Raw genomic sequence first — 17,557 nt, forward strand, 5'->3', positions numbered from 1 at the left:
AGCGGGCCGAACCTTGACACCGGATGCCCGCGAGACGAAGCACCAAAGATAGGAGCAAAAATGTCCCTGACGATGCATCTTCATCCGCTGGCCTCCTTCTGCTGGAAACCGCTGATCGCGCTCTATGAGAACGGCACGCCATTCACATCGGTCGTCGTCGATCTCGGCAACGAACAGTCGCGCGCGGCGTTCCTGAAATTGTGGCCGGCCGGCAAGATGCCGGTGCTGCGCGATGAGGCGCTGGACCGGACCGTGCCGGAATCGACGATCGTCATCGAATATCTCAACGCGTATTATCCCGGACCGGTCGAGCTGATCCCCGGCGATCTCGATCTCGCCCGTCAGACCCGGCTTGCCGACCGCTTCTATGACTTCTACGTCCAGGAACCGATGCAGAAGATCGTTGGCGACCGGCTGCGGCCGGAGGGCAAGACCGATCCGTTCGGCGTCGAGCAGGCCCGCGCCCAGCTGCGCAGCTCCTACGCCATCATTGAACAGGACATGCAGTCGAGGACATGGGCGGTGGGTGCGAGCTTCACCATGGCCGACTGCGCTGCCGCCCCCGCGCTGTTCTACGCCAACAAGGTCGAGCCGTTCGGAGACGAATATCCTGCGGTCAGGCGCTATCACGACCGGTTGCTGCAACGCCCCTCGGTTGCCCGTGTGATCGAGGAAGCGCAGCCGTATTTCAAGCTCTTCCCCTACAACAATGGCTAGAGTGGTTCATCGTTTCACGGAAACGCCGAACCGCTCTATCTCTTCCGGACGGAAAACCGCTTCACATTTTTCCTGGAATTGCTCTAGGCCCGATGCTGCATAGTTGCTCGACGCGCTGACGATGCCTCTCAGCTTCCGGGTGAACCGAGCTGCTCCGCATCCCAGAACTGGTCAAGCCAGATGTTGAGCTTCAGGAAGCCGGCATTGCTGACCGTATAGACGCGCCTGGTGCCTTCCGGCTTGGCGTTGACCAACCCCGCATCAAGCAGCACCTTCAGGTGCTGCGAAACGGCCGGGCGGGACACCGGCAAGCCGGATGCCAATTCGTTGACGGTCTTCGGTCCGCGCCGGAGCTCTTCCAAGAGATGGCGCCGGTTGGGATCGGCAATCGCCATGAAGGCGTCGGAAAGCATCATGCCTTATTTGTGGGGCAAAGCGCCTCGAATCTCAACTGTCGGCTTCAGCTTTTCTGCGCGGGTCGAGCCGCAACGCTTCCGGCGTCACCGAGCGATCGGCGGGCTGGGTCTTGAAGGCATCGCGGCCTTCGATCGGCACCGGCGCGCGACGGCTGATGCGCAGCAGCGTATAGCCAGCCAGGCTGAGATGCGCGAGCGCAGTGGCCAGGAACAGCCCCTCAGGGCGCATCCAGCCCATCAGGCCGGCGGCCACCAGCGGACCGATCATCGTGCCGAAGCCATAAAGCAGCAGCAGGCCGCCCGACACTTTGACGAAGTCCTCCGATCGCGCATGGTCATTGGCATGCGCCACCGCGATCGAATAGAGCGTGTAGGCGAAGGCGCCGTAGGCGGCGGTGCAGACGATGACGAAGACGCCGGAGCGCGGTTCGAACAGGAAGATGGCGATGGCAAACAGCGCAGCGCCGAAGGCCGCGCCCGCCAGCACGAAACGACGGTCCGTCGTGTCGGAGAGCCGCCCGGCCGGAAGCTGCATGGCGGCGCCGGCGATGACCACGAGGCTCATCATCAGCGCGATCTCGGCTGTCGAGATGCCGATGCGCGCTCCATAGACGGCACCAAGTGTACCCCAGGCGCCGTTGGCGATGCCGATCAGCACGCAAGCGATCGCCGACACCGGCGAATTGACGTAGAGCCCCTTGACGTCAAGCGACACGTCCTGCAGCGGCTTGGGGTGAGACGCCGTCGAGACCGCCGTCGGGATCAGCGACAGGCAGAACAGAATACCGGTGATCATGAACAGCGACGCCGATCTCACATCGCCGCCGGCAACGATCATCTGACCGCCCATGATCGAGGCATAGGTGACCATCATGTAGAGGCCGAAGACGGTGCCGCGGTTTTCGTTGGTGGCCTTCTCGTTGAGCCAGCTTTCGATGACCATGAAGGCGCCGGCCATGGTGAAGCCGGTGAAGGCGCGCAGCAGGATCCAGGTATATTCGTCGATGATCAGGCCGGTGAGCAGTGCGACGATCGCTCCCGATGCGGCAAAGGCGCCGAAAGCCCTGACATGACCGGCGCGGCGCACGATGCGTGGCGCAAAGAAGCAGCCGGTGACGAAGCCGCCGGCCCAAGCCGTGCCCATCAGGCCGAGCGATGCCGTCGAGAAGCCCTCCACCTGGCCGCGCAGCGGCAACAGCAGACCGTGCAATCCGGATGCCGCCAACAGGAACGCGGTGCCGCGCAGCAGCGAGAGGATCGGTCTGTAGCTTGCGAACATTTTTCAATCCGGCTGGGGTTTAGGGCACAAGTCTGGAGACAGCGGCATTCGGGCTTTTCGGCGGCGTGCCCGAGCTTTTGGAATTACCCGCAGTAACTACCCGCGGCGAAACAGCGCCTCTGCCGCCGACTTGGTCGAGCCCTTGGTCTTGAGCTCGGCTTCCAGCCGGGCGATCTCGTCGCGCAGGATGCCGATCCGTTCGGACAATTCATCGACGGAAAGCAGCGACAGATCCTGCCCGATCTCGTGCGGGCGCGCTTTCTTCTTGGGTTCGTCGTCGAAGATCGCCATCGTCGCTCCTCCGTGATTGCCCATTTGCCTGATTTGCCAATGAGCATACATAGGGCAAGGGTATGGATGCAAATGGCGGGCAAGAGGCGGCACGAGAAACCGGCGGAGCACGACGGGAAAATTCATGGCGAACGCACAGAAAATTCCGGCGAAGATGATGGCGATCGCCATATCGGAACCGGGCGGGCCGCGGGTGCTGAAACCGGAAACCCGCGACGTACCGGTTCCCGGTCCCGGCGAGATCCTGATCCGGGTGCGGGCCGCCGGCGTCAACCGGCCGGACGTGCAACAGCGCAAGGGCGCCTATCCGCCACCGCCGGGAGCGTCGGATCTGCCGGGCCTGGAAGCAGCAGGCGAAGTCGCTGCCCTTGGTGACGAGATATCGCGCTGGCGCGTCGGCGACCGGGTCTGTGCGCTGACGGCGGGCGGCGGCTATGCCGAATATGTCAGAGTGCACGCCGGCAGCGTGCTACCGCTGCCCGCCGGCTTTACCTACACCGAAGCGGCGGCGCTGCCGGAAAACTACTTCACTGTTTGGCACAATGTCTTCGAGCGCGGCGGCCTGAAGAGCGGCGAGACCCTGCTCGTGCATGGCGGCTCGTCGGGTATCGGCACCACGGCGATCCAGCTTGCTGCCGCTTTCGGCGCCTATGTCGTCACCACCGCCGGCAATAAGGAGAAATGCGACGCCTGCCTCAAGCTCGGCGCCGACCGGGCGATCAACTACCGCGAGGAGGACTTCGTCGCCGCAGTCAAGGAGGCAACCGGCGGCAAGGGTGCCAATGTCATCCTCGACATGGTCGGCGGCGACTATGTGGCGCGAAACTATGAGGCTGCAGCCATGGAAGGCCGCATCGTCCAGATCGCGACGCAGGGCGGGACGGTGGCGAGCGCCGATTTCTTCAAGATCATGGCCAAGCGGCTCGTGCACACAGGATCGCTGCTCAGGCCACGCACCGTGGAGTTCAAGGCGGCAGTTGCGGCTGCGCTGGAGGCGCAGGTTTGGCCGCTGCTCGGCACGCGCAAGGTTGCGCCGGTGATGGATACGATCTTCCCGCTCAAGGAAGCGTGGCGGGCGCATGAGCGGATGGAGGAGGGTGAGCACATCGGCAAGATTGTGCTCGATGTCGCCTGACGGCCCGCAAACAGGCTGAACGAAAGCTTAATGGTGCAATGCAACAAACGCATTGCGGCCATGCAAAAGCGTCTGTTCAATTTTTCATCGCCGATGCCTATTTACGCGGCATCAAAACGATGGAGGACTATCATGAACCCGATCCGCGCTTTCCGTAACTGGCGCATGTACAACGAAACCGTGCGCGAACTGAACCGGCTGAATGCTCGTCAGCTCAACGACCTCGGCATCAACCGCGGCGACATCGAGAGAATCGCCCGCAAAGGGCTTTGATCTCGAGCACGATCCCGCCCGAAGACCGGGCGCTGCTTTTCGGCAACGCCGAGCCGCGGTTCGGGATCAAGCTTCAGAAGCCAGAGCCGCAGCAGACGGATTTCCGTCGCCGGTTCCGAGCCCGCCCGACCTTGGTCTGGCGGGCTTTGTCTTTTTGAAGTTTTCGACTGCATGGCGTCATCTGCCGACCCTTCGCGGTCTGCTGGTCGCGCTGCCGTGCCGTCCTTGACGCGCGACTGCCAAAAACATTGCGAAACGGCGAGCGAGCGGTTATATAGACCGCGATTTTCCCATTTTGGTGGCTCTAAACCACCGCCCGCGCGGGAACGCGGGCGAACGAGAAGGATTTTTGTAATGGCCAATACGCTGCTGATGCCAAAGGCGACCGCCGTCTGGCTGGTTGACAACACAGCGCTTTCCTTCGAGCAGATCGCGCAGTTCTGCGGACTGCATCCGCTTGAGGTCAAGGCGATCGCCGACGGCGAGTCGGCGCAAGGCATCAAGGGCATGGACCCGATCATGACCGGCCAGCTCACTCGCGACGAGATCGCGCGCGCCGAGAAGGACCCGAACCACCGGCTGAAGCTCTCCGATCCCAAGGTGCGGGTGCCGGAATCCAAACGCAAGGGTCCGCGCTACACGCCGCTGTCGAAGCGCCAGGACCGGCCCAACGCCATCCTCTGGCTGGTGCGCAACCATCCCGAGCTCAAGGATGCGCAGATTGCCCGCCTTGTCGGCACAACGAAGTCGACGATCGACCAGATCCGCGACAGAAAGCACTGGAACTCCGCCAATCTCCAGCCGATGGATCCGGTGACGCTCGGCCTGACGTCGCAGATCGACCTCGATATGGAAATCAACCGCGCCTCGCGCGGCCGCGAGCAGGCGCAGCCGGTCGGCGATACGCTGCTGCCGGCCGCCTTGACCGAACGGCTGGTGCCGGCGCCCGAAAAGCCGAAGGACGAGGACCGCGAACTTGACGCCAACGCCGTCTTCGCCAAGCTTTCGGCGCTGAAGTCGAAGGACAAGGACGCCGACGAAGAGGAATAGGTCTGGCATCCAAAACAAAAAGCCCGCTTTCAAGCGGGCTTTTTTGTGATCTTCCGTGTCAGCTTCGCGCCGCCCGGTCCGGCGCCATGCCGTAATCCTCGCTGCGCTCCACCGCGCGATAGAAATCGGCGAGCTGCTTGCCGCGCTCCGGCTTGAAGGTGCGGCCGGCGATGACCACCGAGGCGATGCGGTCGATGCGGAAGGCGCGGAAATCGCCGCGCATCTCACACCAGGCGACCAAGGTCCACACCTTGCCCCAGAACCACAGGCCGAGCGGGCGGATGTCGCGCGCGGTGCTGCGGCCGGCCTCATCCGAATAGTCGATGGTCAGCACCTGACGTTTCTCGATGGACCGCTCGATCAGGTCGATGGCTTCGCGGGCGGCATCGCTTACCACCCACATCGGCGTGTGGATCTCGGTACGGGCGATGCGGTCCTTTTCGGCGTCGGGCAACACGGCGCCTATCTTGACCAGCGCCTCGTCGGCGGCTCGCGCCATGGCCGCGCCACCAAAGGCGCGCACCATGCGGGCGCCGGCGACCAGCGCGACGATCTCGTCACGCGTGAACATCAGCGGCGGAAGGTCGAAACCCTCCCTCATCATGTAGCCGACACCGGCCTCGCCGTCGATCGGCACGCCGGTCGACTGCAGGTCTGCGATGTCGCGATAGATCGTCCGCTCGGAAACCTCGAGCCACGTGCCCAGCTTCTGGGCGGTGACCAGACGACCACCACGCAGATGCTGCACGATCTGGAAGAGCCTGTCGGCGCGGCGCATCGTATGGTCCCTCGGCGTCTATCGTTCCAGCCCTTCGCGCTTGCGCTGCGCGGCGACGAAGGCCGCGCCGAAGGACAGTTTCCTCGTTGTCGGCGTGCTTGCGTCGACCACCCGCCAGAACGGCGCAACGTCGCCCAGCGCCATACCACGCTCAAGATCCTCGTTGGCGGCCTCGGCGACGGTGCGCAGATGATAGCCGATTGTGACCGGACATGTCATCTCGGCACCGTGCTCGATGGCGAGAGCGGTGCGCAAAGCGCGGATATTCATGTCCATGCCTTCGGGGATGGAGCGGATGAATGCATGAACCTGGCGAGCTGTAGGAACCAGCATCGGCTGGCCTTCGACGACGTCGCCGATGGTGCGTGGCGACGGTCTTATGCCGTTGATGCCAGGCGTGCTCAGCCTGTCGTTCCAGCTTTTCATCGATCGTCCTCTCGGCCATCCGGCTCCGGCGGCCATCGCACTATGGCACGAGCCTCCTGACACCATACTGTCAGGAGGCTTCAGCATGCCCATTTCAGCTCGTCGCCAGGTCGCATCCAAACGCCACGCAGAAAGCTTGCCTCAATTGCCGCCATTGCGGCGGTCGCCATACATGTCCGGCCAACCAATATCCTTGCGGATGTCCGCCGGCAGGGTGTTCATGAATCGCTGGGTGCGGATCTCATTGCGGATCGTCCGGATCTTGCCGACATAGTGCTGCACGCTACGCAGAATGGTAATACCGTTCATGGCTGGTCTCCTCTCTTTCGATGCAGGCACTATCGCACACCCCTGCTGACAGCAGTCTGTCAGGAGGGTGCGGCTCTCATGACCGGCGTTCCGATTTATCCATCGAAGTGACAAGGCAGTGCTGAAAAGAGGCCTGCCGCAGTGGAAGCCGGCGATCCCGGAGCCGCTTTGACAGCCAGCCGCGATGCTGATCAAAGGCTGCATGTCGAAACTTCTCGCGCTCGTCATCATCTTCATGATGGTCATCCAGCTCATCAAGCCGCTCGGCTGGCCCGGGCTGAAGCGGCGCAGCGATTTCTGGAAGCTGGCGCTTCTGGCGATGGCGGCGATTTCGATTACGGCGGTGCTCGGGCACTGGACGTAATGCATGTCGCGCAAAAGTGTGCAGCGGTTTTGCGACAATGACATGCATAAAAACAAGAACCTGAAGCGCGTCGGATGAGGCCAATCGAACGCGACGCGCTTTAGTGCGGGCGGCCCGCTACGCGACGCCCGGTTCGTTGGCGAGCACCAGGCTGACCAGATGTTCCGCCCAGGCTCGGTAGCCGGCTTCCGAAGCGTGAAATCCATCCGATGCGAAGCCGGCATCGGCATCCGTGATCGGCAGCCGGGGCGCCGGTATGGCGCCGCGTTCGAGGCAAAGGCGCTCGCCCATCCGGTTCATTTCGACGGCGCGGATTTCGAGGATCTTGCCGAGCAGCGGAGGCATTGCCGGAGCCCGGGTGAACTCCAGCACCGGCGACCACACGACGCGCGCTTCCGGCCATTTGGCGCGCAGCGCGTAGAGCAGGCCGCCAAACTCGCGCTTGAAGCGCGGTACCGAATGAAAATTCTTGGTGTCGTTGGTACCGATGGCCAGCACGATATGCGTCCACGGATCGGCCGATAGATTGGGCAGCACATGATCGCGGATCTGGCCAGAGGTTGCCGAGTTGAAGCCGGCCGCCCGCCAGCGCACGGTGCGGCCGGTGCGTTGCGCAATCAGAACTGCCAGTTGCGCGGCCAATCCGTTTTCGGAATTGCCGATGCCTACCGAGGCGGCGGAGGAATCGCCAAGCACCAGAACCGAGATTGCTGGCGCCAGGCCAGATATCTCGTGCATGACCGGACCTTGTGCCGGCAGCATGCGGGCGGTGCGGCGACGCACGCCAAGTCCTTGCCAGACATAGACCGGAAAGGCGAGCCAGGTGAGAAGGGTCGGAAAGCGCCGCATGGCAAGTCCCTTTTAGGGCATAGCGAACAGCACTTAGCGCATCTCGGGCCGAAGGCGAAAGACCTTGGGTGACCGCCCGTCGTCAATGGCAGCAGCTGTCCTGCATCTCGGGCGTATCCGCATATTCGTCGTGCAGCCGCACCCAGTCCACCAGGCTATGGTGGGGACCGGTTCCGTTGCGACCCTTCGGCGTCAGGTCGAGATAGTGATATGCGCCGATCAGCGGATCGCCGCCTCTGGAGCGCGAGATAAAAGTCAGGAAGATGTCGCCTTTCTCGTCGCGATAGAACACGCTGGTGCCGGGAAGATCCTTCGATTGCCGCGCGCGCCGCTCGAAATTGTAGGTCGTGTCGCCGGCCGCGATCTGCTTGTCGGTGAAGGACACCTGCATGTCGAAGTTGAAGTCCGAAGCGTACGACGACACCCAGTCGAATTTCCAGCCCATGCGCTGCTTGTAGGGCAGAAGCTCCGCCAGCGGCGCCCGCGCCACCACCACGAGCGAGACGTCGTGGTGCCTGAGATGCTGGTTGGCACCGTCAATGTGGTCGGCAAGGAACGAGCAGCCCTCGCAACGATAATCGGCGCCCGGCCCGAACATGAAATGGTAGACGATCAGCTGGCTGTTGCCGCCGAACAGGTCGGGCAGTTTCTTTGGCCCTTGCTCGGTCTCGAAGACATAGTCCTTGCGGATCTTCAGCCACGGCAGTTCGCGGCGTTCGGCGGCGACGCGGTCGCGAAAGCACGTCAATTCCTTTTCGCGCGCCAGATGCGCCTTGTGCGCCTGAAACCACTCTTCCTGCGAAACGGTCTTGTTGTTTGGCATCGGTCTGCTCCTCTTTTCACGGAGGACGTTCGGCAGCGAGGAATACCGACACCGAGCTGCATTTTCAGTAGCAGGAAATTGCAGACCTTGCTGCTTTCAAACAAACCCGGGCACATGGCCCGGGTCGGAGGGAACGCAACCTGAATTCCGTCAGGCGGCTTGCTCCAGCGTCGGCTGCCATTGTCCAAGGGCTGCCAGATGGTTCATGTGGGCGCGATGGGCGAAGGCGGCCTGCGCGGCGGCGACGTTTGCCGGCTTGCCGCTCCAGGCCTTCTGCGGAGCGGCCTGCAAGGCGCGGCCGTAGGAGAAGGTCAGCTTCCACGGATGCGGCCCGATGGCGTTGATGGCATTGAGGTTGGCGGTCGCTTGCTCGTCCGATTGTCCGCCTGACAGGAAGGCAATGCCTCCGATCGCGGCCGGTACCGTCTCGCGGAACAGTTTTATCGTCTTTTCGGCGACTTCGTCGGGACTGCTGACCTTGCCTGATTTCTTGCCGGCGAGGATCATGTTCGGCTTCAGGATGGTGCCTTCGAGCACGACGCGGGCCGCATAGAGCTCGGTGTACAACTTTGTCAGTGTCGCCTTGCTGATCTCGTAGCAGGTGTCGATGTCGTGGGCGCCGTCCATCAGCACCTCCGGCTCGACGATCGGCACGATGCCGGCCTCCTGGCAAAGCGCGGCGTAACGGGCGAGCGCATGGGCGTTCGAGCCGATCGAGGTGGCGGAAGGCACGCCCTTGGCAACATCGATGTCGATCACCGCGCGCCATTTGGCAAAGCGGGCGCCGAGCTTGTAATAGTCGGCAAGGCGTTCGCGCAGGCCGTCCAGGCCCTCGGTGATGGTGTCGCCGGGAAAGCCGGCCAGCGGCTTGGCGCCGGCGTCGACCTTGATGCCGGGGATAGCGCCTGATGCCTTGATGATATCGACCAGCGGTGTGCCGTCGGCGGCCTTCTGGTGAATGGTCTCGTCATAGAGGATGACGCCGGAAATGTATTTGGTCATTGCCTCGCTGGCGCGGAACATCATCTCGCGATAGTCGCGGCGGCTGTCGGCGGTCGACTCGACGCCGATGACATCGAAGCGCTTCTTGATGGTGCCGGAGCTTTCGTCGGCGGCCAGCAGGCCCTTGCCATCGGCCACCATCGCGGCGGCAATGTCCTCGAGACGTTCGCTCATTTTTGCTTCTCCTGAAAGAATTGATCCGCGCCCAGCAGACCACCAGAGCAACGCAGGTTCAAGTCGAACCATTTCGTCAAACAAGCGCGAATCGATTGAAAGTCGCGGGCGCACTCCTTCGCGCTGCTGTTGCGGCCGCGCTCAGCGCTTCAAGACGTCGACGCCGGGCAAGGGCTTGCCTTCCATCCATTCGAGGAAAGCGCCGCCGGCCGTCGAGACATAAGTGAAATCATCGCTGACGCCGGCATGGTTGAGCGCCGCCACCGTATCGCCGCCGCCGGCGACCGAGATCAGTCTGCCGGCCCTGGTGCGCGCTGCCGCGTGCCTGGCCGTCGCCACCGTTGCGTGGTCGAATGGCTCGATCTCGAAGGCGCCGAGCGGCCCGTTCCAGACCAGCGTCGCGGCACGGTCGATCCATTCGGCAATGGTTTTCTCGGTTTTCGCGCCGACGTCGAGGATCATGCCGTCGGCCGGCACGTCTGCTATGGCGACGGTCTCGTTGGCGGCGCCGGCCCTGAACTCCCTGGCGACAACGCCGTCGGCGGGCAGGATGATGGCGCAGCCGGCCTCGGCTGCCTCGATCATGATCTGCTTGGCGGTGGTCGCGAGATCATGCTCGCACAAGGATTTCCCGACGTCGGTGCCGCGCGCCGCTAGAAACGTATTGGCCATGCCGCCGCCGATGACCAGCGCGTCGACCTTCTTCACCAGGTTCATCAACAGGTCGATCTTGGTCGAGACCTTGGCCCCGCCGACGATGGCGACAACCGGACGGACAGGATTGCCGAGACCCTTTTCCAGCGCATCGAGCTCGGCCTGCATGGTGCGCCCGGCGAACGCCGGCAGCACATTCGCCAGGCCTTCCGTGGACGAATGGGCGCGGTGCGCAGCCGAGAAGGCGTCGTTGACGAAGATGTCGCCGTTGGCGGCGAGCTTTTCGGTGAAGGTCGGGTCGTTCTTCTCCTCAGCTTTGTAGAACCGGGTGTTCTCGAGCAGCAGCACGTCGCCATTATTCATGGCAGCAACGGCATTTGCCGCCTTGTCACCGATGCAGTCGGAGGCAAAGCCAACCGGACGGCCGAGCACGTCCGCCGTCGCCTTGGCGATCGGCTCGAGCGAGAATTCCGGCGCCGGTCCATCCTTGGGCCGGCCGAAATGTGCTAGCAGGATGACCTTGGCGCCCTTGCCGGAGAGCTCGGCGATAGTCGGCGCAATGCGCTCGATGCGGGTGGCGTCGGTGACCTTGCCCTCGGTGACGGGAACGTTGAGGTCGACACGCACCAGCACACGCTTGCCGCTGATATTGCCGATGTCGTCCAGTGTCTTGAAGCCGGCCATGCTGATCCCTTTCACGAAAAATCGCGGGGACCTTACCCCGCATCGACGACGATGCAAGACCTGGCTAGCGGTTCGCCGAAAATATGAGTCACGTGTCGAGGACGAAGTGCCCACGGGGAGCAAGATGGCAGCAATGGCGCGAAACGCACCGACATATGGCTTACCGATTGCGCACCACGATGCATGCGCCGCCCACGCTGTGCAGTTTCTGGCAAATATCGTCGGCCTTGGCTTTGGTGTCGGCGCCGATCCGCACCGCATAGATGCCGCGCCTGCCGATCGGTGTGCGCACCCGGCTGACCACCGGATCGTGACCGCTGAGCAAGGCTGGAAACCGGCGCTTCACGTTGCTCCACTGATTGAGCGCCGCGGCGCGGCGGAAATTGCCGGCCACCTGCACGCCCCACGGCTTGATGTTGATCGACGACATCGGCACGGTTCTGGACATGATCACCGGCAGCTCACGGCAAGCGGCAGCGAAACTCGCCTTCTTGTCGAGCGGCCGGATGACGCCGGCGTAGGCGGTATTGGTGAAGTTGTCGGCCGGCTCGCCCATGACGTCCAGAACGTAGCTTTCGGTCTCCATCGGCAAGAAGCCGCCGGAATTCAGCCAGCGCGACACCCGGGTCTCGCCGGCGTTGTAGCCGGCTGCGGCGAGGCCCAGATTGCCGAAGCCGGTCTTCAGTTCGGCGAGATATTTTGCTGAGGCCGGGATCGCCTGTTCGATGTCGAAGGAATTGGCGAGGCCGCGCATCTTGGCGGTACCCGGCATGAATTGGGCGATACCCTCAGCGCCGACGGGGCTGACCGCATTGGGATCGAAACGGCTTTCCTTCCAGATCAGCCGGGCAAAGAAATCCCTGGGCAGCCCGTTCCGGTCGGCATGGGCCTCGATCAGGTTGCAAACCTGGTCGATCAGCTTCTGCTTGGCGGGCCGTGGTGGATCGGCCTGGACGGCTGTCGCCCAGATCAGCCCGCAAATGACAACCAGCGCCGCGCCGAGCAAACGCCGCACTCAACTACTCCGCCGCGGCTTTGTCGTGCTGCCCGAACCGCCGTTCGATATAGTCGGCGACCATCTTCTCGAAATCCGCGGCAATCGATGGGCCGCGCAGCGTCGCCGCCTTCTTGCCGTCGACGAATACCGGCGCGGTCGGCATCTCGCCGGTGCCGGGCAGCGAAATGCCGATATCGGCATGTTTGGATTCGCCCGGACCGTTGACGATGCAACCCATCACCGCGACCTTGAGGTTCTCGACGCCGGGATATTGTTCGCGCCACACCGGCATGTTCTTGCGCAGGTCGGCCTGGATGTTCTGGGCAAGCTCCTGGAACACGGTCGAGGTCGTGCGGCCGCAGCCCGGGCAGGCGGCGACGATCGGCACGAACTGCCTGAAGCCCATGGTTTGCAGCAGCTCTTGCGACACCTGCACCTCGCGCGTGCGGTCGCCGTTCGGCTCCGGCGTCAGCGAGATGCGGATGGTGTCGCCGATGCCTTGCTGGAGCAGGATGCCCATGGCCGCGGACGAGGCGACGATGCCTTTCGAGCCCATGCCGGCCTCTGTCAGGCCGAGGTGCAGCGCATGGTCGGATCGGGTGGCAAGCTCTGTGTAGACGGCGATCAGATCCTGCACGCCGCTGACCTTGGCCGACAGGATGATTTTCTCGCGCGCAAGGCCGATCTCTTCGGCCATTTCGGCCGACAGGATCGCCGATTGCACGATTGCCTCGCGCGTCACTTCCTGCGCGGTCAGCGGAAAGCCTTGGGCCTGGTTGTGATCCATCAGCCGGGTCAGCAGCTCCTGGTCGAGCGAACCCCAGTTGACGCCGATGCGCACCGGCTTGTCGTATCGGATCGCCATCTCGACGATTGCCGCGAACTGCCGGTCCTTCTTGTCCTTGAAACCGACATTGCCGGGGTTGATGCGGTACTTGGCCAAGGCCGCGGCGCAGGCCGGATGATCGGCCAGGAGCTTGTGGCCGATATAATGGAAATCGCCGACCAGCGGCACGTTGATGCCGAGCCGCTCCAGTCGCTCGCGGATGGCCGGCACAGCGGCAGCGCTTTCGTCGCGGTCGACCGTTATGCGCACGATCTCGGAGCCGGCGCGATGCAGCGCCGCCACCTGCGCGACCGTCTGGTCGATATCGGCCGTGTCGGTGTTGGTCATCGACTGGACGACGACTGGGGCGCCGCCGCCGACCATCACGCCGCCGACATCGACACCGACCGACCTGCGGCGCGGGAAGGGTGAGGAAAAATATCCGGTCATGCCGGCTGCCTTTAATCTTGAAGGTCCGGGCATGAGGTGGAGGAGCAAAGATGGCTTGTCAATGGCGACTGGCGCGCAGGCCTAGCAAATCGGAAATAACAAGACGGCAGCTTGCCGCGAATCCATAGGCGTTTCCGGCAGCATAGAGACATGCCACCGGAAAGAAATCACGCGCCGGGCGGCGGTTCTAGTCCTGGAAGGGCTTCAGTGGGTCGTCGGTTTCGCCTTCAGTTTTTCAATCTCGTCCTTGAGCGCCAGCTTGCGCCGCTTGAGATTCACGATTTCGAGGTCGTCTACCGACGGATGGGTCATCGCATCGTCGATTTCCCGTTCGATGTCGCCGTGTTTCCGCTGCAGCTCATCAAGATGGGATGCAAGAGACATGATTGGTTCTCCCTTTCATGGTTTCCTCGGATTGCAGCCGTCATGGCACGTCCACCGCAGGCTCGCTTCTGTGACGGCATAATGACAGTGTGCCACCATCGCGCACCGATGTCGAATGCTGCGTGGTAGCATTCCACGCCAATATGAAATGTGATATGGGCTGCGCGCCGGTGCAAGAAGACCCGGTCCCGCCCAATCAGGCCCATAGTTTGGGCGCCGCAGACGTGCAGACGGTAAAAATGTCCGATCAGGAACAGGCAGATATCCGCCTCGAATATTCCCGGCTGAAGCAGGAACACGCCGATTTCGACGCCGCCATCAATGCGATGATCGCCATGAATTGCGACCCGCTGCAGATCCAGCGCATGAAGAAAAAGAAGCTCTTCCTTAAGGACAGGCTGATGGCGCTGGAAGACAAGATCATTCCAGACATTATCGCTTGAACGGACGCCGGCGCTGGCCTGCTGGAAAGGCGGCCTATGCCGCGATCGAAAGCCGCGCGGCGCGCTCGCGCAACAGCTCTATCAGGTCATCGGTCTTTTCGGTCGAGGTATCGATGGGAACCACCAGGCACATCGTCGCCTCGACCCTGCCCGGCGCTGAAAAGACCGGCGCGGCCAGGCATTTCGTGTAGGCATCGACAAGGCCGGAGGTGACGCAGTAGCCGGCCGACTTGGCGACGGCGATGTCGTCTATGAAATCGTCGAGTTGCAATCTGCGGCCGTCCGGCAGCACGAGATCGTCCTCGGAGACCATATCCTCAATCGCTGCCCTGTCGAAGCCGGCGAGGAGCAGTCGCCCGGAAGCTGTCCAGGGGAGCGGTATTTGCAGACCCGTCGCCGAGCTGATCCGGAATGGCCTCGTTCCCGGGCTTGAATGGACGATGGTGTAGCGGCCGCTTTGCAGCATGCACAACTCCGAGGTCTCGCCGGTCTCGCGTGACAGATGGTCGACTTCCTGGCGCCCTCGCCTGAGCAGGTCGTTGCCCCGCACATAGTCCATTCCGTAGAGATAGAGCTTCTTTCCGAAATAGACCCGATTGCCGTCTCCGGCCATTTCCAGCAGGCCTGCGTCGACCAGCGAGCGCACAAGCGTATAAGTCGTCGAACGCGGCGCGTTTACCCCCTTGGCAAGATCGCCGATGCCGATCGCGCGCTGGGTCGCGTGAAGAAACTCCAGAATCTGGAGGACCCGGTTGAGGCCCTTCTCCCGAGAACCCGAGTTCTTGTCTTCGTCCAGACCGGCGTCCGGTCGAGCGGCCAAGGCATTGCCTTCTTGCATTATCGATTCCTGATGTTAATCTGTCTTGTACAGAGTACAGGCGTCTCTTGTAAGGGACAATGGCGTCAGTTGCAACCGATGCCTGTACTGCTGATCCAAAGGGGAACACAACACGAAAGGAGGTCGCCGTGAACGACACATCCAAAAGGCGTGAATTTCTGAAACTGGGAATGGCCGGGCTTGCAACGGCCGGAGTGATGAGCGCCGCTACCGCGGTCGACGTTCAGAAAGCGGCGGCCCAGGCAGCGCCGGACAGCCTGCTGCGCACCGTCCTCGAGCGCGGCAAGGTAATCGTCGGCACCGGCAGTACCAATGCGCCCTGGCATTTCGAGAACGACGCCGGCGAACTGGTGGGCATGGACATCACCATGGGTCGCATTCTCGCCAAGGGGCTTTTCGACGATCCGACCAAAGTGGAATTCGTCATGCAGGATCCGGCTCAGCGCATTCCAAACGTGACCACCAACAAGGTCGACATCACCATCCAGTTCATGACCATGACCGCCCAGCGCTCGCAGCTGATCCACTTCTCCCGACCCTACTACGTCGAAGGCATCGCCTTGCTGACCCTTCCGAACGCCGAAAACAAGACCTTCGACAAGCTGCTTGCCGGCGGTTCGGCGACGCGGATTTCCATCCTGCAAAATGTCGATGCCGAGGCTAACGTGCATATCGTCCTGCCGGAGTCGCAGGTGATGCAGATAGACACGCAGGCCAACGTGCTGCAGGCCTTGGAATCGAAGCGCGTCGACGCCGCCGCGGTCGATCTGTCAACGGTGCGCTGGCTCGCCTCGCGCAATCCGGATAAGTACTTCGATGCCGGCAAGAGCTGGTTCTCGATGCTTTATGGTGCCGCGCTGCGGCAGGGCGACCTCGACTGGCTGACCTTCGTCAACCAGACCTTCACCATCGCCATGTTCGGCCATGAAACGGCACTCTACGACGCTGCGTTCAAGGATTATTTCGGACAGGAGCCGCCGGCGCGCCATCCCGGTTTCCCGGTCATTTGATGCAAGCAGGCGGAAGGACAACGTCCTTCCGCCTTCTCTCATCACAGCCCTCCATGACGAGGACGCATGGGTTATACTCTCAACTTCAACCTTATCTGGCGGCATTTCGACAAGCTCTGGGGCGGACTGCTGCTAAGCCTCGAACTTGCCGTCATCTCGATCGCGATCGGCATCGTCATCGGGCTCGTTCTGGCGGTCTGGTACGTGTCGGCCGGACGTGCGGTGCGGACCATCATCGCGGGGTATGTCGAGTTCATCCGCAACGTGCCGCTGATCCTGCTCGTCTATCTGGTCTTCTACGGCTTGCCGACGGTGGTCGACATTGCCTACAGCGCGCAAACCTCATTCATTGCCACGCTGTCGCTCTACAGCGGCGCCTACCTGGTCGAGGTGTTTCGCTCGGGGCTCGAGGCGGTGCCGCGCGGTCAGCTCGACGCCGGCAAGGCAATCGGCCTGACGCCATGGCAAAGGCTGCTCGATGTGCGCCTGCCGACGATGCTGCGCATAACCCTGCCGGCGCTTTCCAACACATTCATATCGCTCTTCAAGGATACGTCCGTGGCGTCGGTCATCTCGGTACCCGAACTCACCTATGGCGCCCAGTGGATCAACTTCAACACGTTCCGCATTGTCGAAGTCTATCTGGTGGTGACGGCAATGTACCTGTTGACCGGCTACACGCTGCTTTTCGCGCTGCGGCTCGTCGAGCGCCGGTTCAAGGCGGCGCGCTGACATGCTGAGCCAGATCATCTACGCCTTGCCGTTCCTCGCCGAAGGCTTTGCCGTAACCTTGTGGGTGTCGCTGCTGGTCGTGGTGTTATCGCTCATCGCCGGCGTGCTGATGGGCGTCGGCCTTGTCTATGGTCCTTTTCCGCTGCGCTGGGCAGTGCGCATCTTCAGCGACACCATACGCGGCATTCCGATCCTGGTGCTAATCTTCTTCGTCTATTACGGCCTGCCCGCGGTGGGGCTGCATCTGGAATCCTTTTGGGCGGCCGTGTTCGCCCTCACCCTCTTCAAGACCGCACAAGTCGTCGAGTATCTCAGGGGCGCCGTCGGCTCGATTCCCAAGGGTCAGTCCGAGGCGGCGATGGCGATCGGACTGACCTTTCGCCAGCGGCTGGTCTACGTCATTTTTCCGCAGGCGTTCAGGCGCTTCCTGCCACCCTGGATCAATGGCGTCACCGACGCGGTGAAGGGCAGCGCGCTGGTCTCGCTGCTCGGCATCACCGACCTCATGCAGGCAATCAACCAGGTCATCGGCCGCACCTATGAGGCGATGCCACTCTACATTCTCGGTGCGCTCGTCTACTTCGCCGTCAACTACGCCCTCTCCTTGGCCAGCCGGCGCCTGGAGCGGCGTTTCTCCTTCATCCGGGAATAGC

Annotated in this window: 23 protein-coding genes; 9 read left to right on the top strand and 14 right to left on the bottom strand. The window is 62.5% G+C overall.

The features are described from left to right. Nucleotides 1-60: 60 nt before the first annotated feature. Nucleotides 61-717, top strand: a complete 657-nt coding sequence (locus NKI58_RS01710; RefSeq protein WP_352457946.1) for a glutathione S-transferase family protein — start codon at nt 61-63, stop codon at nt 715-717. A gap of 128 nt (nt 718-845) precedes the next feature. Here NKI58_RS01710 and NKI58_RS01715 read toward each other — a convergent pair whose 3' ends face one another. From NKI58_RS01715 to NKI58_RS01725, 3 genes are all read right to left on the bottom strand, one after another. Beyond that, nucleotides 846-1,133 carry an ArsR/SmtB family transcription factor gene (locus NKI58_RS01715; RefSeq protein ID WP_023678497.1) on the bottom strand — a complete coding sequence of 96 codons (288 nt, stop codon included), beginning with the start codon at nt 1,131-1,133 and terminating at the stop codon, nt 846-848. Between the two features lie 31 nt (nt 1,134-1,164). Continuing rightward, the gene (locus NKI58_RS01720) at nt 1,165-2,412 is read right to left on the bottom strand and encodes an MFS transporter (RefSeq protein ID WP_023678496.1); all 1,248 of its coding nucleotides are present in this window, start codon (nt 2,410-2,412) and stop codon (nt 1,165-1,167) included. Nucleotides 2,413-2,508: 96 nt separating this feature from the next. Further along, nucleotides 2,509-2,703 (bottom strand): DUF1192 domain-containing protein, encoded by a 195-nt coding sequence (locus tag NKI58_RS01725; RefSeq protein ID WP_023678495.1) that lies wholly within the window; start codon nt 2,701-2,703, stop codon nt 2,509-2,511. A gap of 124 nt (nt 2,704-2,827) precedes the next feature. On the opposite strand from NKI58_RS01725, the gene NKI58_RS01730 reads away from it, so the two are divergent. The 3 genes from NKI58_RS01730 (at nt 2,828) to NKI58_RS01740 (ending at nt 5,161) form a co-directional block, all read left to right on the top strand. Next, entirely contained in the window at nt 2,828-3,838 is a 1,011-nt protein-coding gene (locus NKI58_RS01730) for an NAD(P)H-quinone oxidoreductase (protein WP_036238914.1), read from the top strand. A 132-nt stretch (nt 3,839-3,970) separates the two neighbouring features. Beyond that, the gene (locus tag NKI58_RS01735; protein WP_023678493.1) at nt 3,971-4,111 is read left to right on the top strand and encodes a DUF1127 domain-containing protein; all 141 of its coding nucleotides are present in this window, start codon (nt 3,971-3,973) and stop codon (nt 4,109-4,111) included. 354 nt (nt 4,112-4,465) lie between these two features. Further along, nucleotides 4,466-5,161, top strand: coding sequence for a DUF1013 domain-containing protein (locus NKI58_RS01740; protein WP_292655650.1), 696 nt, complete (start codon nt 4,466-4,468; stop codon nt 5,159-5,161). A 58-nt stretch (nt 5,162-5,219) separates the two neighbouring features. Here the strand turns inward: NKI58_RS01740 and NKI58_RS01745 are convergent, their stop codons facing one another. The 3 genes from NKI58_RS01745 to NKI58_RS01755 all read right to left on the bottom strand — a co-directional run bounded on the left by NKI58_RS01745 (nt 5,220) and on the right by NKI58_RS01755 (nt 6,674). Continuing rightward, the gene (locus NKI58_RS01745; RefSeq protein WP_023678491.1) at nt 5,220-5,939 is read right to left on the bottom strand and encodes a helix-turn-helix transcriptional regulator; all 720 of its coding nucleotides are present in this window, start codon (nt 5,937-5,939) and stop codon (nt 5,220-5,222) included. Between the two features lie 18 nt (nt 5,940-5,957). Then, nucleotides 5,958-6,365 (bottom strand): hypothetical protein, encoded by a 408-nt coding sequence (locus NKI58_RS01750; RefSeq protein WP_352574803.1) that lies wholly within the window; start codon nt 6,363-6,365, stop codon nt 5,958-5,960. Between the two features lie 141 nt (nt 6,366-6,506). Continuing rightward, complete coding sequence (locus tag NKI58_RS01755; RefSeq protein WP_023678489.1) at nt 6,507-6,674, bottom strand: hypothetical protein; 168 nt, start codon at nt 6,672-6,674, stop codon at nt 6,507-6,509. 202 nt (nt 6,675-6,876) lie between these two features. On the opposite strand from NKI58_RS01755, the gene NKI58_RS01760 reads away from it, so the two are divergent. Further along, nucleotides 6,877-7,038, top strand: coding sequence for a hypothetical protein (locus NKI58_RS01760; protein ID WP_352540257.1), 162 nt, complete (start codon nt 6,877-6,879; stop codon nt 7,036-7,038). A 117-nt stretch (nt 7,039-7,155) separates the two neighbouring features. Here NKI58_RS01760 and NKI58_RS01765 read toward each other — a convergent pair whose 3' ends face one another. The 7 genes from NKI58_RS01765 to NKI58_RS01795 form a co-directional block, all read right to left on the bottom strand. Beyond that, nucleotides 7,156-7,887, bottom strand: a complete 732-nt coding sequence (locus NKI58_RS01765; RefSeq protein ID WP_023678487.1) for an SGNH/GDSL hydrolase family protein — start codon at nt 7,885-7,887, stop codon at nt 7,156-7,158. Nucleotides 7,888-7,969: 82 nt separating this feature from the next. Next, the gene (locus NKI58_RS01770) at nt 7,970-8,710 is read right to left on the bottom strand and encodes a DUF899 domain-containing protein (RefSeq protein WP_352826494.1); all 741 of its coding nucleotides are present in this window, start codon (nt 8,708-8,710) and stop codon (nt 7,970-7,972) included. Between the two features lie 150 nt (nt 8,711-8,860). Next, nucleotides 8,861-9,886: a class I fructose-bisphosphate aldolase gene (locus NKI58_RS01775; RefSeq protein WP_352574797.1), complete on the bottom strand. Its 1,026-nt coding sequence runs from the start codon at nt 9,884-9,886 to the stop codon at nt 8,861-8,863. Nucleotides 9,887-10,027: 141 nt separating this feature from the next. Then, nucleotides 10,028-11,224: a phosphoglycerate kinase gene (locus NKI58_RS01780; RefSeq protein WP_352783204.1), complete on the bottom strand. Its 1,197-nt coding sequence runs from the start codon at nt 11,222-11,224 to the stop codon at nt 10,028-10,030. A 160-nt stretch (nt 11,225-11,384) separates the two neighbouring features. Next, the gene (locus NKI58_RS01785) at nt 11,385-12,239 is read right to left on the bottom strand and encodes a lytic transglycosylase domain-containing protein (protein WP_352783202.1); all 855 of its coding nucleotides are present in this window, start codon (nt 12,237-12,239) and stop codon (nt 11,385-11,387) included. Between the two features lie 4 nt (nt 12,240-12,243). Further along, nucleotides 12,244-13,497 carry a flavodoxin-dependent (E)-4-hydroxy-3-methylbut-2-enyl-diphosphate synthase gene (ispG, locus tag NKI58_RS01790; protein WP_352783200.1) on the bottom strand — a complete coding sequence of 418 codons (1,254 nt, stop codon included), beginning with the start codon at nt 13,495-13,497 and terminating at the stop codon, nt 12,244-12,246. 204 nt (nt 13,498-13,701) lie between these two features. Then, nucleotides 13,702-13,881 (bottom strand): YdcH family protein, encoded by a 180-nt coding sequence (locus NKI58_RS01795; protein WP_023678481.1) that lies wholly within the window; start codon nt 13,879-13,881, stop codon nt 13,702-13,704. Nucleotides 13,882-14,120: 239 nt separating this feature from the next. On the opposite strand from NKI58_RS01795, the gene NKI58_RS01800 reads away from it, so the two are divergent. Next, nucleotides 14,121-14,324, top strand: a complete 204-nt coding sequence (locus NKI58_RS01800; RefSeq protein ID WP_023678480.1) for a YdcH family protein — start codon at nt 14,121-14,123, stop codon at nt 14,322-14,324. 34 nt (nt 14,325-14,358) lie between these two features. Here the strand turns inward: NKI58_RS01800 and NKI58_RS01805 are convergent, their stop codons facing one another. Next, nucleotides 14,359-15,162 (bottom strand): IclR family transcriptional regulator, encoded by an 804-nt coding sequence (locus tag NKI58_RS01805; protein WP_352640809.1) that lies wholly within the window; start codon nt 15,160-15,162, stop codon nt 14,359-14,361. 128 nt (nt 15,163-15,290) lie between these two features. Between NKI58_RS01805 and NKI58_RS01810 the strand changes: the two genes are divergently transcribed. The 3 genes from NKI58_RS01810 (at nt 15,291) to NKI58_RS01820 (ending at nt 17,556) form a co-directional block, all read left to right on the top strand. Further along, nucleotides 15,291-16,172 (top strand): transporter substrate-binding protein, encoded by an 882-nt coding sequence (locus NKI58_RS01810; protein ID WP_031212143.1) that lies wholly within the window; start codon nt 15,291-15,293, stop codon nt 16,170-16,172. Nucleotides 16,173-16,238: 66 nt separating this feature from the next. Beyond that, a complete protein-coding gene (locus NKI58_RS01815; protein ID WP_023678477.1) occupies nt 16,239-16,904 on the top strand; it encodes an amino acid ABC transporter permease in 666 nt (221 codons plus the stop codon). Between the two features lies 1 nt (nt 16,905). Then, nucleotides 16,906-17,556: an amino acid ABC transporter permease gene (locus NKI58_RS01820; protein WP_023678476.1), complete on the top strand. Its 651-nt coding sequence runs from the start codon at nt 16,906-16,908 to the stop codon at nt 17,554-17,556. Nucleotide 17,557: the final 1 nt, after the last annotated feature.

The organism is Mesorhizobium sp. M0522 (assembly GCF_040321085.1).
Classification (GTDB): domain Bacteria; phylum Pseudomonadota; class Alphaproteobacteria; order Rhizobiales; family Rhizobiaceae; genus Mesorhizobium.

Bases quoted from the DNA above. Each gene is read 5' to 3' on its own strand.
- NKI58_RS01755 (WP_023678489.1), bottom strand. From the start codon at position 6,674: ATGAACGGTATTACCATTCTGCGTAGCGTGCAGCACTATGTCGGCAAG.
- NKI58_RS01770 (WP_352826494.1), bottom strand. From the start codon at position 8,710: ATGCCAAACAACAAGACCGTTTCGCAGGAAGAGTGGTTTCAGGCGCAC.
- NKI58_RS01735 (WP_023678493.1), top strand. From the start codon at position 3,971: ATGAACCCGATCCGCGCTTTCCGTAACTGGCGCATGTACAACGAAACC.
- NKI58_RS01750 (WP_352574803.1), bottom strand. From the start codon at position 6,365: ATGAAAAGCTGGAACGACAGGCTGAGCACGCCTGGCATCAACGGCATA.
- NKI58_RS01740 (WP_292655650.1), top strand. From the start codon at position 4,466: ATGGCCAATACGCTGCTGATGCCAAAGGCGACCGCCGTCTGGCTGGTT.
- NKI58_RS01795 (WP_023678481.1), bottom strand. From the start codon at position 13,881: ATGTCTCTTGCATCCCATCTTGATGAGCTGCAGCGGAAACACGGCGAC.
- NKI58_RS01780 (WP_352783204.1), bottom strand. From the start codon at position 11,224: ATGGCCGGCTTCAAGACACTGGACGACATCGGCAATATCAGCGGCAAG.
- NKI58_RS01720 (WP_023678496.1), bottom strand. From the start codon at position 2,412: ATGTTCGCAAGCTACAGACCGATCCTCTCGCTGCTGCGCGGCACCGCG.
- NKI58_RS01815 (WP_023678477.1), top strand. From the start codon at position 16,239: ATGGGTTATACTCTCAACTTCAACCTTATCTGGCGGCATTTCGACAAG.
- NKI58_RS01730 (WP_036238914.1), top strand. From the start codon at position 2,828: ATGGCGAACGCACAGAAAATTCCGGCGAAGATGATGGCGATCGCCATA.
- NKI58_RS01800 (WP_023678480.1), top strand. From the start codon at position 14,121: ATGTCCGATCAGGAACAGGCAGATATCCGCCTCGAATATTCCCGGCTG.
- NKI58_RS01745 (WP_023678491.1), bottom strand. From the start codon at position 5,939: ATGCGCCGCGCCGACAGGCTCTTCCAGATCGTGCAGCATCTGCGTGGT.
- NKI58_RS01820 (WP_023678476.1), top strand. From the start codon at position 16,906: ATGCTGAGCCAGATCATCTACGCCTTGCCGTTCCTCGCCGAAGGCTTT.
- NKI58_RS01805 (WP_352640809.1), bottom strand. From the start codon at position 15,162: ATGCAAGAAGGCAATGCCTTGGCCGCTCGACCGGACGCCGGTCTGGAC.
- NKI58_RS01710 (WP_352457946.1), top strand. From the start codon at position 61: ATGTCCCTGACGATGCATCTTCATCCGCTGGCCTCCTTCTGCTGGAAA.
- NKI58_RS01775 (WP_352574797.1), bottom strand. From the start codon at position 9,886: ATGAGCGAACGTCTCGAGGACATTGCCGCCGCGATGGTGGCCGATGGC.
- NKI58_RS01725 (WP_023678495.1), bottom strand. From the start codon at position 2,703: ATGGCGATCTTCGACGACGAACCCAAGAAGAAAGCGCGCCCGCACGAG.
- NKI58_RS01715 (WP_023678497.1), bottom strand. From the start codon at position 1,133: ATGATGCTTTCCGACGCCTTCATGGCGATTGCCGATCCCAACCGGCGC.
- ispG (WP_352783200.1), bottom strand. From the start codon at position 13,497: ATGACCGGATATTTTTCCTCACCCTTCCCGCGCCGCAGGTCGGTCGGT.
- NKI58_RS01765 (WP_023678487.1), bottom strand. From the start codon at position 7,887: ATGCGGCGCTTTCCGACCCTTCTCACCTGGCTCGCCTTTCCGGTCTAT.
- NKI58_RS01760 (WP_352540257.1), top strand. From the start codon at position 6,877: ATGTCGAAACTTCTCGCGCTCGTCATCATCTTCATGATGGTCATCCAG.